Source organism: Polyangiaceae bacterium (assembly GCA_020633205.1).
Classification (GTDB): Bacteria; Myxococcota_A; Polyangia; order Polyangiales; family Polyangiaceae; genus JAHBVY01.
The window spans coordinates 73,347-87,446 of the sequence record JACKEB010000018.1 but is presented as its reverse complement, the minus strand read 5'-3'; the positions used below and the strand labels follow the sequence as shown (position 1 = coordinate 87,446).

Annotated in this window: 10 protein-coding genes; 6 read left to right on the top strand and 4 right to left on the bottom strand. The window is 64.3% G+C overall.

Annotated elements, in window-relative coordinates:
- Positions 1–4 precede the first annotated feature (4 nt).
- Entirely contained in the window at positions 5–550 is a 546-nt protein-coding gene (locus H6718_28575) for a hypothetical protein (protein ID MCB9589403.1), read from the bottom strand.
- 89 nt (positions 551–639) lie between these two features.
- Here H6718_28575 and H6718_28570 point away from each other — a divergent pair, with 89 nt between their 5' ends.
- Entirely contained in the window at positions 640–2,475 is a 1,836-nt protein-coding gene (locus H6718_28570) for an SRPBCC family protein (protein ID MCB9589402.1), read from the top strand.
- Between the two features lie 5 nt (positions 2,476–2,480).
- On the opposite strand, the gene H6718_28565 is transcribed toward H6718_28570, so the two are convergent.
- Positions 2,481–3,032, bottom strand: a complete 552-nt coding sequence (locus tag H6718_28565; protein MCB9589401.1) for a response regulator — start codon at positions 3,030–3,032, stop codon at positions 2,481–2,483.
- A gap of 26 nt (positions 3,033–3,058) precedes the next feature.
- Entirely contained in the window at positions 3,059–4,387 is a 1,329-nt protein-coding gene (locus H6718_28560; protein MCB9589400.1) for a HAMP domain-containing histidine kinase, read from the bottom strand.
- 165 nt (positions 4,388–4,552) lie between these two features.
- Between H6718_28560 and H6718_28555 the strand changes: the two genes are divergently transcribed.
- From H6718_28555 to H6718_28545, 3 genes are all read left to right on the top strand, one after another.
- Positions 4,553–5,581: a hypothetical protein gene (locus H6718_28555; GenBank protein ID MCB9589399.1), complete on the top strand. Its 1,029-nt coding sequence runs from the start codon at positions 4,553–4,555 to the stop codon at positions 5,579–5,581.
- A gap of 66 nt (positions 5,582–5,647) precedes the next feature.
- On the top strand, positions 5,648–7,786 hold the full coding sequence (locus H6718_28550) for a hypothetical protein (GenBank protein MCB9589398.1): 2,139 nt from the start codon (positions 5,648–5,650) through the stop codon (positions 7,784–7,786).
- A gap of 149 nt (positions 7,787–7,935) precedes the next feature.
- A complete protein-coding gene (locus H6718_28545; protein ID MCB9589397.1) occupies positions 7,936–9,609 on the top strand; it encodes a hypothetical protein in 1,674 nt (557 codons plus the stop codon).
- Positions 9,610–9,636: 27 nt separating this feature from the next.
- On the opposite strand, the gene H6718_28540 is transcribed toward H6718_28545, so the two are convergent.
- Complete coding sequence (locus H6718_28540) at positions 9,637–11,103, bottom strand: MCE family protein (GenBank protein MCB9589396.1); 1,467 nt, start codon at positions 11,101–11,103, stop codon at positions 9,637–9,639.
- A 486-nt stretch (positions 11,104–11,589) separates the two neighbouring features.
- On the opposite strand from H6718_28540, the gene H6718_28535 reads away from it, so the two are divergent.
- A complete protein-coding gene (locus H6718_28535; GenBank protein ID MCB9589395.1) occupies positions 11,590–12,690 on the top strand; it encodes a hypothetical protein in 1,101 nt (366 codons plus the stop codon).
- Positions 12,674–13,921, top strand: a complete 1,248-nt coding sequence (locus H6718_28530; GenBank protein MCB9589394.1) for a CAP domain-containing protein — start codon at positions 12,674–12,676, stop codon at positions 13,919–13,921. The genes H6718_28535 and H6718_28530 overlap by 17 nt, the downstream gene beginning before the upstream one ends.
- Positions 13,922–14,100 lie beyond the last annotated feature (179 nt).

Here is a 14,100-nt window from a genome sequence, read left to right as displayed (position 1 = left end):
GAAGCTACTCCGCGGCCAGCTTCTCCGGCGTGGATGCTCCTGGATTTTCCTCACGGATTTCTTGGGGTGAGGAGCCCCGCAGCTGCCCCAGCTGCTCTTCAAGCAGCTCGGCCCAAGCGACCATATAGCGCGCCACGTGCTGATGGTTGCGATACGAAAGCTCGAGCCGTTCGCCAACGGGAATGCGCTTCAACACCTTCGGCGAAGAGAGGCGTTCGAGGTGCCGGATGTCGTCGAGCGTCGCGCCGACTTCCAGCATGCTGCCGATCACTACATCCATCGGGAAGCCGCTCGTCGGGCAGTACTCGACGATCTGCTCTGCCCAGAGGCCAGGGCGCTGCATGGCAAACTCTCGGATCTGCTGTTGGCTGAGCTGGGTCAGCGTCTGGGCCAGGTGACCGCAGTTGCAGCGCCCGAGATCACTCCAACGGTAGTCTGCGCCGGTCAGCAGTCGCTCTGCGGTGGTCCGCAGCGCTTGCGCCAGCTCAAGGGCGCGGCGGCTGGTCGAGCCGTCTGGGAAGCAATTTTGCAACGCGATGGGTGCCGACATTGAGAGCAGTCTAGCACAAGGTTATCGTCCCCTCGCCGGGGAGGAGTGCCGAGCCAGGGCGGCGAGCGAGGCCTTCCGGTAGACGAAACATGAGTGACATCGAGGTCGAGCGCAGCATCGAGTGCAAGTCCAGCGCGGATCGTCTGTGGCCCATCATCACCGACACCGAACGCATGAACCGCGCGATCGGGCTCGGTCGCATCGAGGTGGAGGCAAACTCCGACGAGAGCGCGGCTCGCTTCGTCATCAAGACCGTCGCCGCCGGCTTCCCGCTGGAATACGAGGAGCGCCCCTTCGAGTGGCAGAAGGACAAGCGCTTCGAGGTGCGCCGTGTAGTACGCAAGGGCCTGACAAAGGAAATCGAAAATCGTTTCCGCCTGGAACCAATTGAGGGAGGCGGCACTCGGCTCTCCCTCACGGTTCGGGTCGTGCCGAAGTCTGCGCTGCTCCGGCCAATCATGGCCATGCAGGTGAAGCGCAGCGTGAACAAGGTCATGCGCGAGTTCTCCGCCATCGACGCCGAGCTACAAGCCGGGCAACAGGCGGAGTTCTCGAGCTTCGTGCCCAATCTGGGACCGGATCTGCTCGCTCGCGCGTGCGACAACCTACATCGAGAAATGCAAGATCCAGAGCTCGGCTACCACGAGTCTGAGCTCCACTCGGAGCTGGCCGAGCGCTTGATCCAGCTCGTGAAGACAGCGCCGGACCCGGAAATCGATCGCCTACGTCCCTTCGAGCTAGCAGATCGCTGGGGCACCGAGCGCCGAGAGCTGCTCGAGGTGTGCCTGTGCGCGGTCAACGCCGGGCTGCTCGAGCTGTCTTGGGACCTGGTGTGCCCCAGCTGTCGCACGGGCTCAGAACGACTCGAGAGCTTGGTCGAGCTCAGCACGGCTGCGCACTGTCAGTTTTGCGATATCGACTACGAGCTCGAGTTGGATCGAGCGGTGGAGGCGACCTTCTGTCCAGCTGCCGGAGTACGCACAGTAGACGTGGGGCCGTATTGCATCGGCGGCCCAGCGCGTACGCCGCATGTGCTGGCTCAAGCGATTCTGCATCCCCAAGGCGTCGCTCACCTGGAGGCGCCCCCAGGCGAAGCGCGCTATCGGCTGTTCGTCCGCGGCGGCAGCGCTCGCTCGTTGCTAGTTCGTGAAGGTGCGCCGAAGCACGTTCATCTCACCGTGCGGGGCGAAGCATTCGATGACGATCGAGAAGTGGAGGCAGCACCCGGCGCCGACCTCGAGATAGCATTCCACGCGGATAATGAATCTCACGTCAAGCTCGAGAGCTTGGTGTACCGAGATCAGTCTGCCACGGCGCACGTGGTGAGCACCCTGGAGGCGTTCAGGCGTCGCTTTGCCGCGCAGCTCCTGCGGCCAGGGCTGAGCCTCAAGGTGGGCCGCGTGGCACTGCTCTTCACGGACTTGACTGACAGCACAGCCATGTATTCTGCGCTCGGTGACGCGCGGGCGTTTCGCGTCGTGCTCGACCACTTTGACGTGCTCAGGGAGACGATCTCGGAGCACGACGGGAGCGTGGTAAAAACCATCGGCGACGCCGTCATGGCGGCGTTCGTGGACGAAGGCGAAGCGATCCGCTGCGCGGTCGCCATGCATCGAGCGATGCCGCAGTTTCGCTCGGCGCAAGGCGACGCGAGCGGGGTGCGCCTCAAAGTCGGGGTCTACTCGGGTCCCTGTTACTCCGTGAACGCCAACAACATCCTCGACTACTTCGGTCAGAGCGTGAACATTGCCGCGCGGTTACAGGGTAAGGCAGGCGCAGGCGAAATCGTGCTCACCGAGGAGGCCGCGAAGAAGGCGCTGCAACACGGGTGGTTGCAGGGGGCGGCCCCGAGCGCGCCCTTCAGTGCCGAACTCAAAGGCGTGAGTGGCAGCTTGTCGATGGTCCGCGTGCTGGTCGACGCCTGATGGGATCAGCTGAGCGGCGGGTACTTCTGGAGCTTGCGCTGAAGCGAGCGTCGATGGATCCCGAGACGCCGAGCAGCCTCTGAGATGTTGCCGCCACAGTCGCTCAACACGCGATTGATGTGCTCCCACTCCGCTCGCGCCAGACTCGGCGCCTTGGGAGCCTCAGTCGGATCGCTGAGGGGAGCCTCGGCGTCCCGCTGGAACGCCGCCAAGATCTCATCGGCGTCAGCGGGCTTCTGCAGGTAGTGGGTCGCGCCGAGCTTCACCGCGTCAATGGCAGTGGCAATGCTGCCGTAGCCGGTCAACACCACGACGCGCATACTGGGCTCGAGCTTCTTGAGTTCTCTCACCAACTCGAGCCCTGAGTGCCCAGGCATCCGCAGGTCGACTGTGGCGAGCTCCGGCGGGTCGTCGTGAGCCAGGCGCATGGCTTCGTCGTAGTTGCTTGCGCCACGCACGGAGAAGCCGCGGTTCTTGAACGCCATCACCAAGCGATCACGAAAGATCTCTTCGTCGTCGACCACCAGGATCGAGGTTTGATGCAGGTCGCCGTCCATCGTGCCTCCGTTCCGTTCTCTTTGCATCACTCCGATGCTTGAGTTGCCTTGTTGGCTGAGTCTTCACTGTGAGGGAGCAGCACCGTCGCGCGGGTGCCCTCGCCTGGCTGAGACTGAATCAGGAGCTGGCCACCCAGTCCTTCTACCACAGCCCGGGTCAAGAATAGGCCGAGGCCCATGCCTCGGCCGGGTTCCTTGGTCGTAAAAAACGGCTCTACCGCTCGGCGCAACACTTCTTCACTCATACCCGTACCGCGGTCCACCACCTCGAAGCGCCAGCCCGTTGCGAGCACGGCTACTTCCACCTTCACGCGCTTTTGCCCGGAGGAAGCGTCTAGAGCATTCTTGATCAAGCCCCGCAGCGCCCGCACGAGAGCCCGCTCCGGTACGCGGGCAGCGTAGGACTGAGCGTCGTCGCTCAACACCACGTCCACTCGCTGCGTTTCCTGTAAATTCTCCAACGCGCGCTTCACGAGCAGTGGCAGCTCGAGGCGGCTCTGATTTTCCGCGTGGGTGGTGCCGGAGTCACTGGAGAGCTGGATCAGGATCTCCCGACACCGCTCCACCTGTTCACGGATGAGTCTTAGGTCACCGAGTAGGCGATCGTCCACCCCCGCCTGACCCAGTTCGCGGTCGAGTTCCTTCACGATCACGGCGATGGTCGACAGCGGAGTCGAGAGTTCGTGCGCTGCGCCCGCCGCGAGCGTGGCTAGTGACGCGAGCTGGTCAGATCGTCGCGTGCGCTGTTCTGCCGCAGCCAGCTCGGCCTCCCGTGACCGCAAGGCCGCGTTTACCCGCTGCATGAAATAGACGATGAAGGTCGCGCCAACTCCGAGGGCGACCCAGATCCCGTAGAGATGCGCCTTGAACGGAATGCCATCGCTGCCCGCCATGTGCAGCGGAACGTTCTCGAAGAACAAAGCGCCAGAGCAGAACAGCGCGAGCAAGACGAGACCCCAGGTCCACTTCGGGCGAACGACCAGAGCAGCAACGGCGATGTGGATGAGGTAGAGAAACGAGAAGGGGTTCTGGGGACCGCCGCTGAAATAGAGCAGCAGCGTGAACAGCAGCAGGTCGAAAGCAACCAGCGCCACAAGCATCCGCTCGGAAACTTCGGGCTCCTGCCTGAGCCATCCCACGTAGCCCAGGTTGCTGGTGAGCTCGAGCGCCAGAATCACCCCCACAGGCAACAACGGCAGCTCCACCCCCATGAACCAGGTGACTCCGGTGATCACCACAGCCTGACCGAACATCGCGAACCAGCGCATGCGGACGAGCCACGAGAGGTTGATCCGAAAGGCATCTGCAGCAGGCGTGCCGTGGAGGGCTTGCGGAGCCGCTTCGGTAGTGTTCACGGCTCCCCCATGCGCGCGGGCGGAGGCCCCAATGACGGCGCTTGAAAACTCGAGGACCTCTCGGTGGGGGACAAAGCGCGGGATTGGTGCCACGGAAGCGTCGAGCGGGCCAGCACAGAGGCTCGCGTTGCTGCACTCGAGGCGGCGTGATAGCTCCTTTGCAGGATGTTTCGCGGCTCATCGCGTGGCCGACCCGATTCGGGCGGAGTTCAGCCAGACTCGAGGAAGCGACCCACGGCCCAGCAGTCGTTGACCTTGGTTGCGGTCGGCTTGTGCCTCGGCGCGTGCACCTTGGCGCTCGATTTCGGCGATGAGAAGCAGCTCGTGGCGAGCGGTGGCAGCGCCGGGGCGTCGAGCGCCGGAACGAGCAGCGCCGGCAGTGGAGGCGAAGGCGCCAGCGGGGGAAGTGCCGCTAGCGCGGGCACTGGGGCTGGCGGCAGCGCAGGAAACTCAACAGCCGGGACCAGCGGAAGCGGCGGGAGCGCAGGCGCCGGCGGGGTTACCGACGGGGGTCTCTGCGCCACGGACGCTTCCCCTGTGGGTCCCGACTCGGGCAATCAGTTGTTCTTCTACTTCGACGCCGCAGACCAAAGTGGGGGGACAAACGATGGTGACTGCTCGAAGGACGACGCTCGGCTAACGCCCCTCCAGGGAACGATGCCCGCGGACTGCGATTTCAAGATTGGCGCAAGCAAAGAGTGGATCCAGCTGTTCCGCGAGGAATCCATCGCCTGTACCGGCTGTCTGAGCCCCACGCCCGACTTGTGGGTGGAGTTCCTGCTCAACTACAGGACTCCAGTATCGACCGAGGGCACGCTCGTGTTCCAACCCATGCGCGGCAACGCCGCGGCGGGCAACGCAACTTACCCCGGCATCGTCCTGAACTCACAGCACCACCTGGGCCTCAAGTGCGGCCAAACGGAGCAGTACAGCCCGCTGACTCTCAACGAGAGCGCCATCGTCATGCTCACCTATGAGTATGACTTCGCGGCGCGCGTCGCCCGGCTGTATCAGCGCGCCACCAGCGAGGGCTACGCGATCGGTCAGCTGCAGAACCCGCTCGTGGAGCTCGCATGTGACTGCAGCGAGCCTGCAGATGGCTTCTTCATGCGTGGGGTCGCCGGCACGGGGGAGCTCCTCTACGACGAAATCCGCGCGGCTGAGAACCACACCGCCATCGACGACAGTTACTGAGCTCTCCGGGTCGGCGGCCGCCTCGAAGCGTCGACTGGGGACCGTGGATCGGCTAGTCCATAAGACATGAAGTTGCTTGTAGCGGGGCCCCAAGGCTGGCTCCGGTCGTCGGCTTGTTTGTTCAGTCTCCTGGTCGGGAGCGGAGTTGCCCAAGCCCAACCGGTGCGCGCAACCGTGATCCTCAGGGCCGGAGACAGCCCCGCGAGCGGCGACGGTACGGCAATTCAGTCGTTGAGCTACCCCAGAGCCACCGAATCGGGCAAGCCGGTCATCGTCGGCGGGCTCTCCTCGGACAGCGCCTACGTGTGGGTCAACGATCAGGTGGTGTGGTACGGCTCTCAGGGCCCGACCACTTTGTTTCCCGACGGAAGTTCCACGCAGGGGTCCTGCGGCGCGAACGACCTTGGGAATTGGGTAATGCAGGGGCAGATCAATGGATCCTCTACTATCTATACCGACGCGGGACCTTTGCTGTCGGTGGACGACCCTGCGCCGGGCTTTGGCAGCGGACTCATCGTATGGAATATCGACCGTCCGAAGCTCGACGCATCGGGAGCTGCCTACTTCTACGCCGTCGTAGGCGACAACTTCGTCACCGTAGCCACTGCGCTCTACCGCTCTACAGATCGAACCCTCGCCAACACCGCTCCCTTGCTGAAAACCGGCGATGACCTCGGTGGCTTCGTGCTGGATCAGTACGGCTTACGGCCCTGGTACGCAGTGTCTAGCAACGGCAGCCACGTGATCTCCAGGGTGCACGCAACGGGGACCGAAGGCCTCAGCCTGGACTCGACCCTGATCGCGAAAGAAGGCGACCCCAACGGTACGGAGGGCAACTGGGACAACTTCGACTTCGTCGATGTGAACTCCAGTGGCCACTACGTGTTCTCCGGAGACAGCGACGCAGCGACGATTCGGGACGAGTTCATCGCCTACGACGGATCCATTTCCGTGCGAGAAGACGATACATTGGACGGAGTGCAACTACTGAACCCCGCGTCGGTGTACGGCATCAGCATCAACGACAAGGGCAACGTGGCCCATGCCTGGGGACACAACCCGAGCAATACTCGCACCCTGTTCTACAGCTGCGACCCGACAAACCTCGGCAACTCCCGCAAGGTGGTCTCGACCAACGACGAGCTCGACTTGAATGGCGATGGCGTGGCCGACGCGGTCTTCAAGCGCATAGACACAGCGACCAACATCGGCAGCGGCGTTCAGCTCACTAACTCCGACGTGATCTACACCCGCGCCCAAATCAACTTTGGGGCGAGCGACATTCAGGCCATCGTCGGCTTCCCAGTGACTTGCTGCGGGGACGGCGCGATTCAGACGGGTGAAGCCTGTGATGACACCGGGGAGTCCGCGACCTGTAATGCGGACTGCACTGCGCAAGCGTGTGGTGACGGAAAGCACAACGCGAGCGCGGGAGAAGCCTGCGACGACGGGCCCAACGGATCGCCCACCTGCAATCCCAACTGCACGCTTAGCCAATGCGGGGACGGCGTCACGAACGGCGGCGCCAATGAAGAGTGCGACACCTCCGGCGAGTCGGCGACGTGCAACGCAGACTGCACCCTCGCGACTTGCGGCGACAAGAAGATCAACGTCAGCGCAAGCGAAGTCTGCGATGAAGGTGGTGTTGCGACCGCAACCTGCGACGCAGACTGTACGGCTCCACGTTGCGGCGACGGAGAGCTCAACACGGCGGCAGGTGAAGCGTGCGACACCGCCGGGGAGAGCGCGAGCTGCGATGCGGACTGCTCGCTGCCTGAATGCGGCGACGGCGTACTGAATCGGGCCGCAGGGGAAGAGTGCGAAGACGCGAACGCGACGGATGGGGACGGCTGCTCGGCGGCATGCAAGCTGGAAGGTAACGGGAGCGGCGGGAATGCAGGCGCGGCTGGGTCCGGGGGCAGCGCTGGTTCGAGCGGCGATGCTGGCAGCGGCAATGCTGGCTCAAGCGGCAATGCTGGCTCAAGCGGCAATGCCGGCTCGAGCGGCAGTGCAGGCACGGATACCGGCGGCAGCGCCGGCGCGAGCGGAGGTTCCGCAGGGCAATCTGAGTCCGGGGATACCTCGGGTTGCGGCTGCCGCCAGGCGGGGAAGTCACCTTACGGAACATCCGCGTGGCTAGTGCTCGGCCTTGGGGTTTGGCTGACAGGTCGCCGACGGCGCCGCGCGTCTCAGCGCCGGAGTTGAGCGAGGAGTCAGGCCGAGTGACTAAAGCGCCTTCTCGAGCTTCACTCGGTTTCCCCACGCTCGCGAATTTTCAGGGGTTGTGATCCTCTCACGGTTTTGCGAGTGCTGGAGTCGTCGACAACCGTGCTGAGATTCGCTACCGCAGGGCGATGAGATCGCATTTCCGCGGCGGCAAACACCTGCTCTGCCTGACAGCGTGTGTAGGAGCGACGCTGCCGTCGATCCATGCCCAGGCGCAACAAGTCGTGCGCGCAACGCTGATCTTGCAGCGCAACCAAGTTGCGAGCGGTGGAGATGGTTCGGGGATCCGATCGCTGAGCCCGCCAACGGTCACGGCACAGGGTAAGCCGGTGGTCGTGGGCTCTCTCACGTCCAACGACGCTTACGTTTGGATTGGCAATCAGGTCGTCTTCTACACGGCTCAGGGCAGCGACCCGGTCTCTGCTGCAGGAAGCAGCACGCTACTCAATGGCGGAAACGACGCTGGCAACTGGGCGTTTCCCGCGACGCTGAATGGCCACTCCGCCGTGTACTCGGACATTGGAAAGGTCGTCGAGGTCGGCGACGCGGCGCCAGGTTTCGTTGCGAACGTGGAGCTCTGGTCCATCGAGAACACCACCCTCGACGAGGCCGGAGCAGCCTACTTCTACTCGTTGATCAGCCAATCTGGAACCGACAGCTCGGGCAGCGCGCTCTTCCGCTCCTCCGACCGCACAGCGGCCAACACCGTTCCGCTCATCAAGGGCGGTGACAACCTCACAGGCTTCGTGGTCAACGCCTTCGGAGTCCAAGACCGCTTCGCTGTGTCTCGCCAAGGTGGACACACCATCGTCCACGTCAAAGACGCCAACAACGTGAGTGCGCTCGTGGTGGATGGCGTGCGCGTCGCCACCGAGAACGAGTTCAACGGCCGTGAAGGCAACTGGCGCACTTTCGATACCGTGGCGATCAACAGCGGGGGTCACTGGATGTTTGCTGGCGACACCACGGCGGTCCCGCTCAGGGACTACGTCATCGTCTACGACGGTCAGATCGCACTGCAAGAAGGTGAGACCCTATCAACCGGGCCCGTCCTGTTGAACGAAGCCGACGTGCGAGGGCTCGCTCTCAACGATCAGGGACACGTCGCGCACATCTGGTCTCACCCGCCGACACCCATCAACCGCACGCTCTACTTCGGCTGCAACCCCACGGACCTCAAGAGCTCTACCAAGATCGTCACGAATGGCGACCCGCTCGACTTCGACGGCGACGGAACGGCAGACGCGACTCTCGATCGACTATGGGTCAACGTCACCCACCACCCGGCGGTTGCGTTGACGGAGTCTGATGTCATCTACGCGAAGGCATATGTGAAGTTTGGAAGCAGCTCGTCAGTCGAAGCGGTACTTGGCTTCCCGGCCACGTGCAGCGGAAGCGGCACGGGTGGAACCGGCGGCGCAGCTGGAGCCGGCGGTGCAGCTGGAGCCGGCGGCGCAGCTGGAGCTGGCGGCAGCGCGGGGGGCGCGAGTGGTGGCGCCGGCGGAGCAATGAGCGGAGGCAGCTCAGGCGAAGCGGGCAGCGCCGGATCTGGCGTTGCAAGCGGTGGAGGCGGCAGCACCTCCTCCCCCGGGGGAACCGGCGGCGGTTCCGCAGGGAAACTTGGCACCGGGGGCGCTGCAGGCGAACAACCGGGCGCCAGCGATGATAGCGGGTGTGGTTGTCGCCAAGCAGGGAAGCCGGGACAGCATCCCCCGTGGTCGCTCCTGATTCTGGGTTTGGGGGTGAGGTTCACCCGCAGGCGCGGCAAAGGCTCCGCCAGCGATTGCCAACCAGCGCGCTGAGGTCACGCGTTTCGGCGCCGTCTGTGTTCACGGAGACGGCGCGAAGGGCAGGATGCTCTTCAAGTCCTCGTCGTTGAACATCAGGTTCAAACCTACGAAGTAGTCCCGCCGGTCGGGGTTCAGGAGGTCATCGACGCCGCCCATTAGCCAAAGTCGAGTAATGAACTCGTAGCCCAATCCGATACGCCAGCGCGGCCGAATCACCTCACCAAAGCCGAACAGGTCCTGGCGCAGCTCGAAGCGGTCGTCGAAGAGCGCCAGATCGAGCCCGACACCACCCGTCGACTCCTTGATGCCGAAGCGCCCGGTCAGCGGACCGAAGCGCTGAGCAAACTGCAAGGAGAAGCGGAAGGCGTTCGTCGTTACCGTACGGATCTCGCGATAGTGCGCCGGGTCGTTGGGGTTCGTGGAGTCGACGTCAGTCTGCTCGTAGCGGGTCAAGCCGCGCGGATCGTTGACGATCTCGATGGAGTAGTACTTGTCTTCTCGAGGTTGCAACCGGAGCTCTACGTAGCTCTTCACGGTGCTCGACAAGAATTGATAGTCGGTGCGAAGCCCAACGATGGTCTGCAGGCGATTGATCCCACCGACGAAGTCACCCACGTCTTCAGTGATGCCTTCGATCTCGTTGATCAGCTTTTCGTCTTTGGTGAGCCGCCCAAGTGTTCCCTCCCCCCGAGCAAGCCGACCACTGACGGTATCGATGTTGTCGAGGGAGCGCTCCAAGCTGCTGCTCGCCTTGTTGAGCTTGCTGATGATCTGACGGATCTCGCCTGGGTCTTGCTTGCCGTCCTTGCCCTCGGTCGTGGTGAGCCTCCGGACTTCGGTGGTCACCGCCCGGACATCCTTGAGGATGGCATCTACTTCTGGCGCCCCTTTGGCGGTGATGCCTTCAACGTTCGTCAGGATGTTGCGAATACTGGTGCGGTTCTCTTTGACCGTCTTGTTCAGTTGATCCGTGACCTCGGCCAGGTTCTTCAGCGTCTCCTTGATGTTGTCTTTGCCCTGATCGCTTCCGACCGTGTCCGCAAGACTGTCTGCGACGAGCTTCACCTTCTTCGCGATGTCGCGAACATCCTTCAGGATCTCATCGGTGGTCGCCGCCTCGATGACGTTCTTGATGCGGTCGCCGTCCTCGAGCTGAACCCTGCCGTCGGTGCCTGGCGCAATCGCCAGGAAGTACTCTCCAAGCAAGGAAGAGCTCTGCTTGGCGACCGCGGCGTCCTCGAACAGCGGGACGTCGGGCTGCATCTTGATGTCGACACGTGCTTTGCCCCCTTCAAGGCGAACGTCGTCGATATTGCCGACCGGAATACCAGCGATCTTGACCTGGGAGTGCTTGGCGATGCCCGTCGCGTCGTCGAGCAGCACGTAAACGGTGTAGCCATTGCGGGAGGCCGCGGTCTTGTTGACGAAACGCCAGATCAAGAAGCCCGCGACCACCATGACCGCAGCGAAGAGCCCAACCTTCGCAGCTGTGGTGAACCGGCCCATGGATGCGCTGAACCTACCAGGGGAACCTGGTTTGGTCGACTCGAGGCGCGGGATTCGGCGCCGGCATGGTTGGCGAGCCCAGCGGCGGTGGTTCCCTGAGGCGGGGGGTGGTACACCCGACCTGAGATGCCCCGAGCCCTCCGCCAGCACCGCGCTAGATGCGCTGGATCCCTTGCTTTTGCTGGCCTGATTGCGGTGACTGTGTGCGGTTGCCACCCGCACCGAGCGCGCCCCGAACCGCGCGTCCCCACGCTGGATGCCCCTGCGGCCGCCGCGCTTCCCTCGTGGCTGCCAGAGTACTCCGCGGCGCAGCGTGAGTTCTTGGACGCCCCCGCACCCGTCCCCGTTTCCTCGCCGGCCCGCCGGGTCTACCCCTCGCTGGACCGCTTCGTGTTCGCAAACGCGCCGCCGTTCGATCCAACCCGCGCTGGCCAGGCCAGGACAGCAGTTGACCAGACGATCGCCGGCTCCCCCCTGCTCTACGTCATGAGTGATCTAAATGACGCGAGCTTGGCGAACTGGACCGCGCAGTATGGCCCCGCAGCACCGGAGGAACCGGATCCTTGGGTCCGCGCCGTGTCGAACTCGGAGTCGGACATCGGGCTGGTGTGGGCCACGCCGCCTCCGGCGGCACAGGCCGACATCGATCGAGCAAACGCAGACCTCGCCAAGAAGGACTGGGCGGCAGCCGAGGCGAAGCTCTCTGGGGTTCTGACCCACGTGAACGATGTCCCCGCCCTGTGGCTGCTACTCGCTGAGGTTCAGCGCGCGCGGGGCAACGACGAAGGGACCATCGCCTCGGCCAAGCGGGCGCTGCAGATCGATCCGCGGAGCCCTGACGGCCACCGCACCCTCGCAGAAGTATTCGCGCGGCAAGGACGACTTCCGGAGGCAAGACACGAGCTCGCAATCGCGCTCGCCCTCTACCCAACCAGCCCGCGCGCATGGGCGATCGCGAAGCGCTACTTTCGCCTCCAAGCGCGCCCCGAACCGATTCCGAGCCTGATCGACGTGGGCCGCGACGGCTACGTACGCATCGCTACCCCGCCAACACCAGCGGCCCGCGCCTATGCTCGTTGCCGTGCGGCACTGCGCTACGAGCCAGACTTCAGACGCCGCATGCTTGGCCTCGCCAACCCATACCGCCTGAGTATGGGGGAGGAGTTGATGTGCTACGAAGCCGCGTCAACTGCTGCTGTGGCGACGCCCAAAGACGCGCCTCCCGGCGTGCCTGGCCCGAAACAATCCGGACCACCACCGGCGAAGGCAGCGTCCGGAGCGAAGCCGCCGGCTCCCCCTGGTCCTCCCGTGGGCTTACCCCCGAGCGCGCCGCCCGGTGCGCCGCTACCCGCTCCACCCGGAGGACCGCCAGGCCCACCGTCCGCGGCGGCGCCAATTCCTGAGCCTCCCCCAGCCGCGCCGCTCGGCATGGGAGACCCCTGGATGTCGCTCGCGAGCTCGGGTCGGCTCCCGGACTTCGTGCTGTTCGACGTGATCGGGCGGCACCGCCCGGAGTGGCTTCGCGTCGCTCCCCCAAAGCACCATCGAGCGCTGATCGACTACGTCGAACATGCCGTTCTGGACTGACACGCGACCCTGGCTCGTCGGCGGCCTGAGCGCGATGTTCGCGCTCTGCCTGAGCTGCAACCCGCCGCAAACGCCGTTGCCACCCAACCTGATCGAGGCGCCCGAGGAGCCCGCGCTGGAACCTATCCCCGCGGAACCAGTTTTCGATCAGCCGCTGAGTTGGCAGCAGTTCGCGAAGCCACCAGAAGCCGCCCCGGCGCCAGATCCTTCCACGGAGGCGTACCTCCAGGCCTGTGGTCAAGGCGAGGCCGCACTGCATCGGGTGGCGACACACGTCGCGAACCTTCAGCTTGGAGGGGCGCCGGAGCCCGACATGGCTGAGGTGGTCTTCGCGCTTCGTAGCCAAGGATCGCCCTATGTCTGGCCACGAGTCTGGACGCTCGAAGGCGGAAGTCTGGACCAGGACGACGTGGTCAAGAGGATCCAGGCATGGGTCAGTCGTTCCCGCGCGGAAGGTCAGGTGCGCTGTGGCATCTCGAAGGTGAGCAACGGAGAGCACGAGGTGCTGGCCTTGATCGCGGTGGATGCATTGGCCGACCTGCAACGAGCAATCCCGCTACGGCAGCGCACGAGCACCTTTGTCCGCTTCGAGGCCCACCTGCGGGTGCAGGCGAGCGACGCTCAGCTCGTGGTGTTGGGCCCTGGTGGGCGCCCGAAGAACGTACTCACTTCGCTCTCGTCATCGGGTGTCACCGCTAGCTTCAGCGCAGATCAACCCGGGCGCTGGGTCGCCCAGCTGTTGGCGACCACGGGGTCGGGTCCCCGACCACTGTTGGAGGTCGAGTTCTACGCAGACGTCGATCCTCCGAGCGCCCCCGACGCAAGCCCCGTCCCCGGCGAAGGCCCAGTGGAAGGTCCACCGGAAACTCAGCTACTCACCTGGCTCAACGCGACACGGGCGAGTCAAGGCTTGGGGAAGCTCCGAGGCAACCCGCAGCTCGATAAGCTGGCACGGGCTCATGCCGAGGCGATGCGCGACAAGAACCAGCTGGCCCACGACGTGGGAGACGGCAACCCGAAGCAGCGCATCGTGGCGGCGGGGCTCACCCCGCGGCTCGCAGGAGAAAACGTGGCGCGAGCGCGGACGCTGGAGCGGGCCCACCGCACGCTTTGGCTGAGTCCGAGCCATCGCGGCAATCTGCTGCACCCGGGGTTCAAAGAGGTTGGCATCGGGATTGTGCAAGACGAGAAGGGCAATTGGTGGGTCGCCGAGCTTTTCGCCGCGTTTTAGTGACCAAAACGTGGGGCGATGACTAGGTCGTCGCAGCGTAAAGCATTCTCAACCCCTCGCTGCTCGGCTAGTGTCCTCATCTCGTGAGACCCTTTGCCCAGCCTGATGGCGAACCGCGTGCGACGCATCCGCACCGCGGGCGTCGTTCAGAACGTTCAGCGGCGGTGACGTCGCCTAGG

What these genes read in the sequence shown, in the direction of transcription:
- H6718_28565 (MCB9589401.1), bottom strand. Translation starts at nt 3,032, where the DNA reads ATGGACGGCGACCTGCATCAAACCTCGATCCTGGTGGTCGACGACGAA.
- H6718_28530 (MCB9589394.1), top strand. Translation starts at nt 12,674, where the DNA reads ATGCCGTTCTGGACTGACACGCGACCCTGGCTCGTCGGCGGCCTGAGC.
- H6718_28575 (MCB9589403.1), bottom strand. Translation starts at nt 550, where the DNA reads ATGTCGGCACCCATCGCGTTGCAAAATTGCTTCCCAGACGGCTCGACC.
- H6718_28555 (MCB9589399.1), top strand. Translation starts at nt 4,553, where the DNA reads ATGTTTCGCGGCTCATCGCGTGGCCGACCCGATTCGGGCGGAGTTCAG.
- H6718_28540 (MCB9589396.1), bottom strand. Translation starts at nt 11,103, where the DNA reads ATGGGCCGGTTCACCACAGCTGCGAAGGTTGGGCTCTTCGCTGCGGTC.
- H6718_28550 (MCB9589398.1), top strand. Translation starts at nt 5,648, where the DNA reads ATGAAGTTGCTTGTAGCGGGGCCCCAAGGCTGGCTCCGGTCGTCGGCT.
- H6718_28535 (MCB9589395.1), top strand. Translation starts at nt 11,590, where the DNA reads ATGAGTGATCTAAATGACGCGAGCTTGGCGAACTGGACCGCGCAGTAT.
- H6718_28545 (MCB9589397.1), top strand. Translation starts at nt 7,936, where the DNA reads ATGAGATCGCATTTCCGCGGCGGCAAACACCTGCTCTGCCTGACAGCG.
- H6718_28570 (MCB9589402.1), top strand. Translation starts at nt 640, where the DNA reads ATGAGTGACATCGAGGTCGAGCGCAGCATCGAGTGCAAGTCCAGCGCG.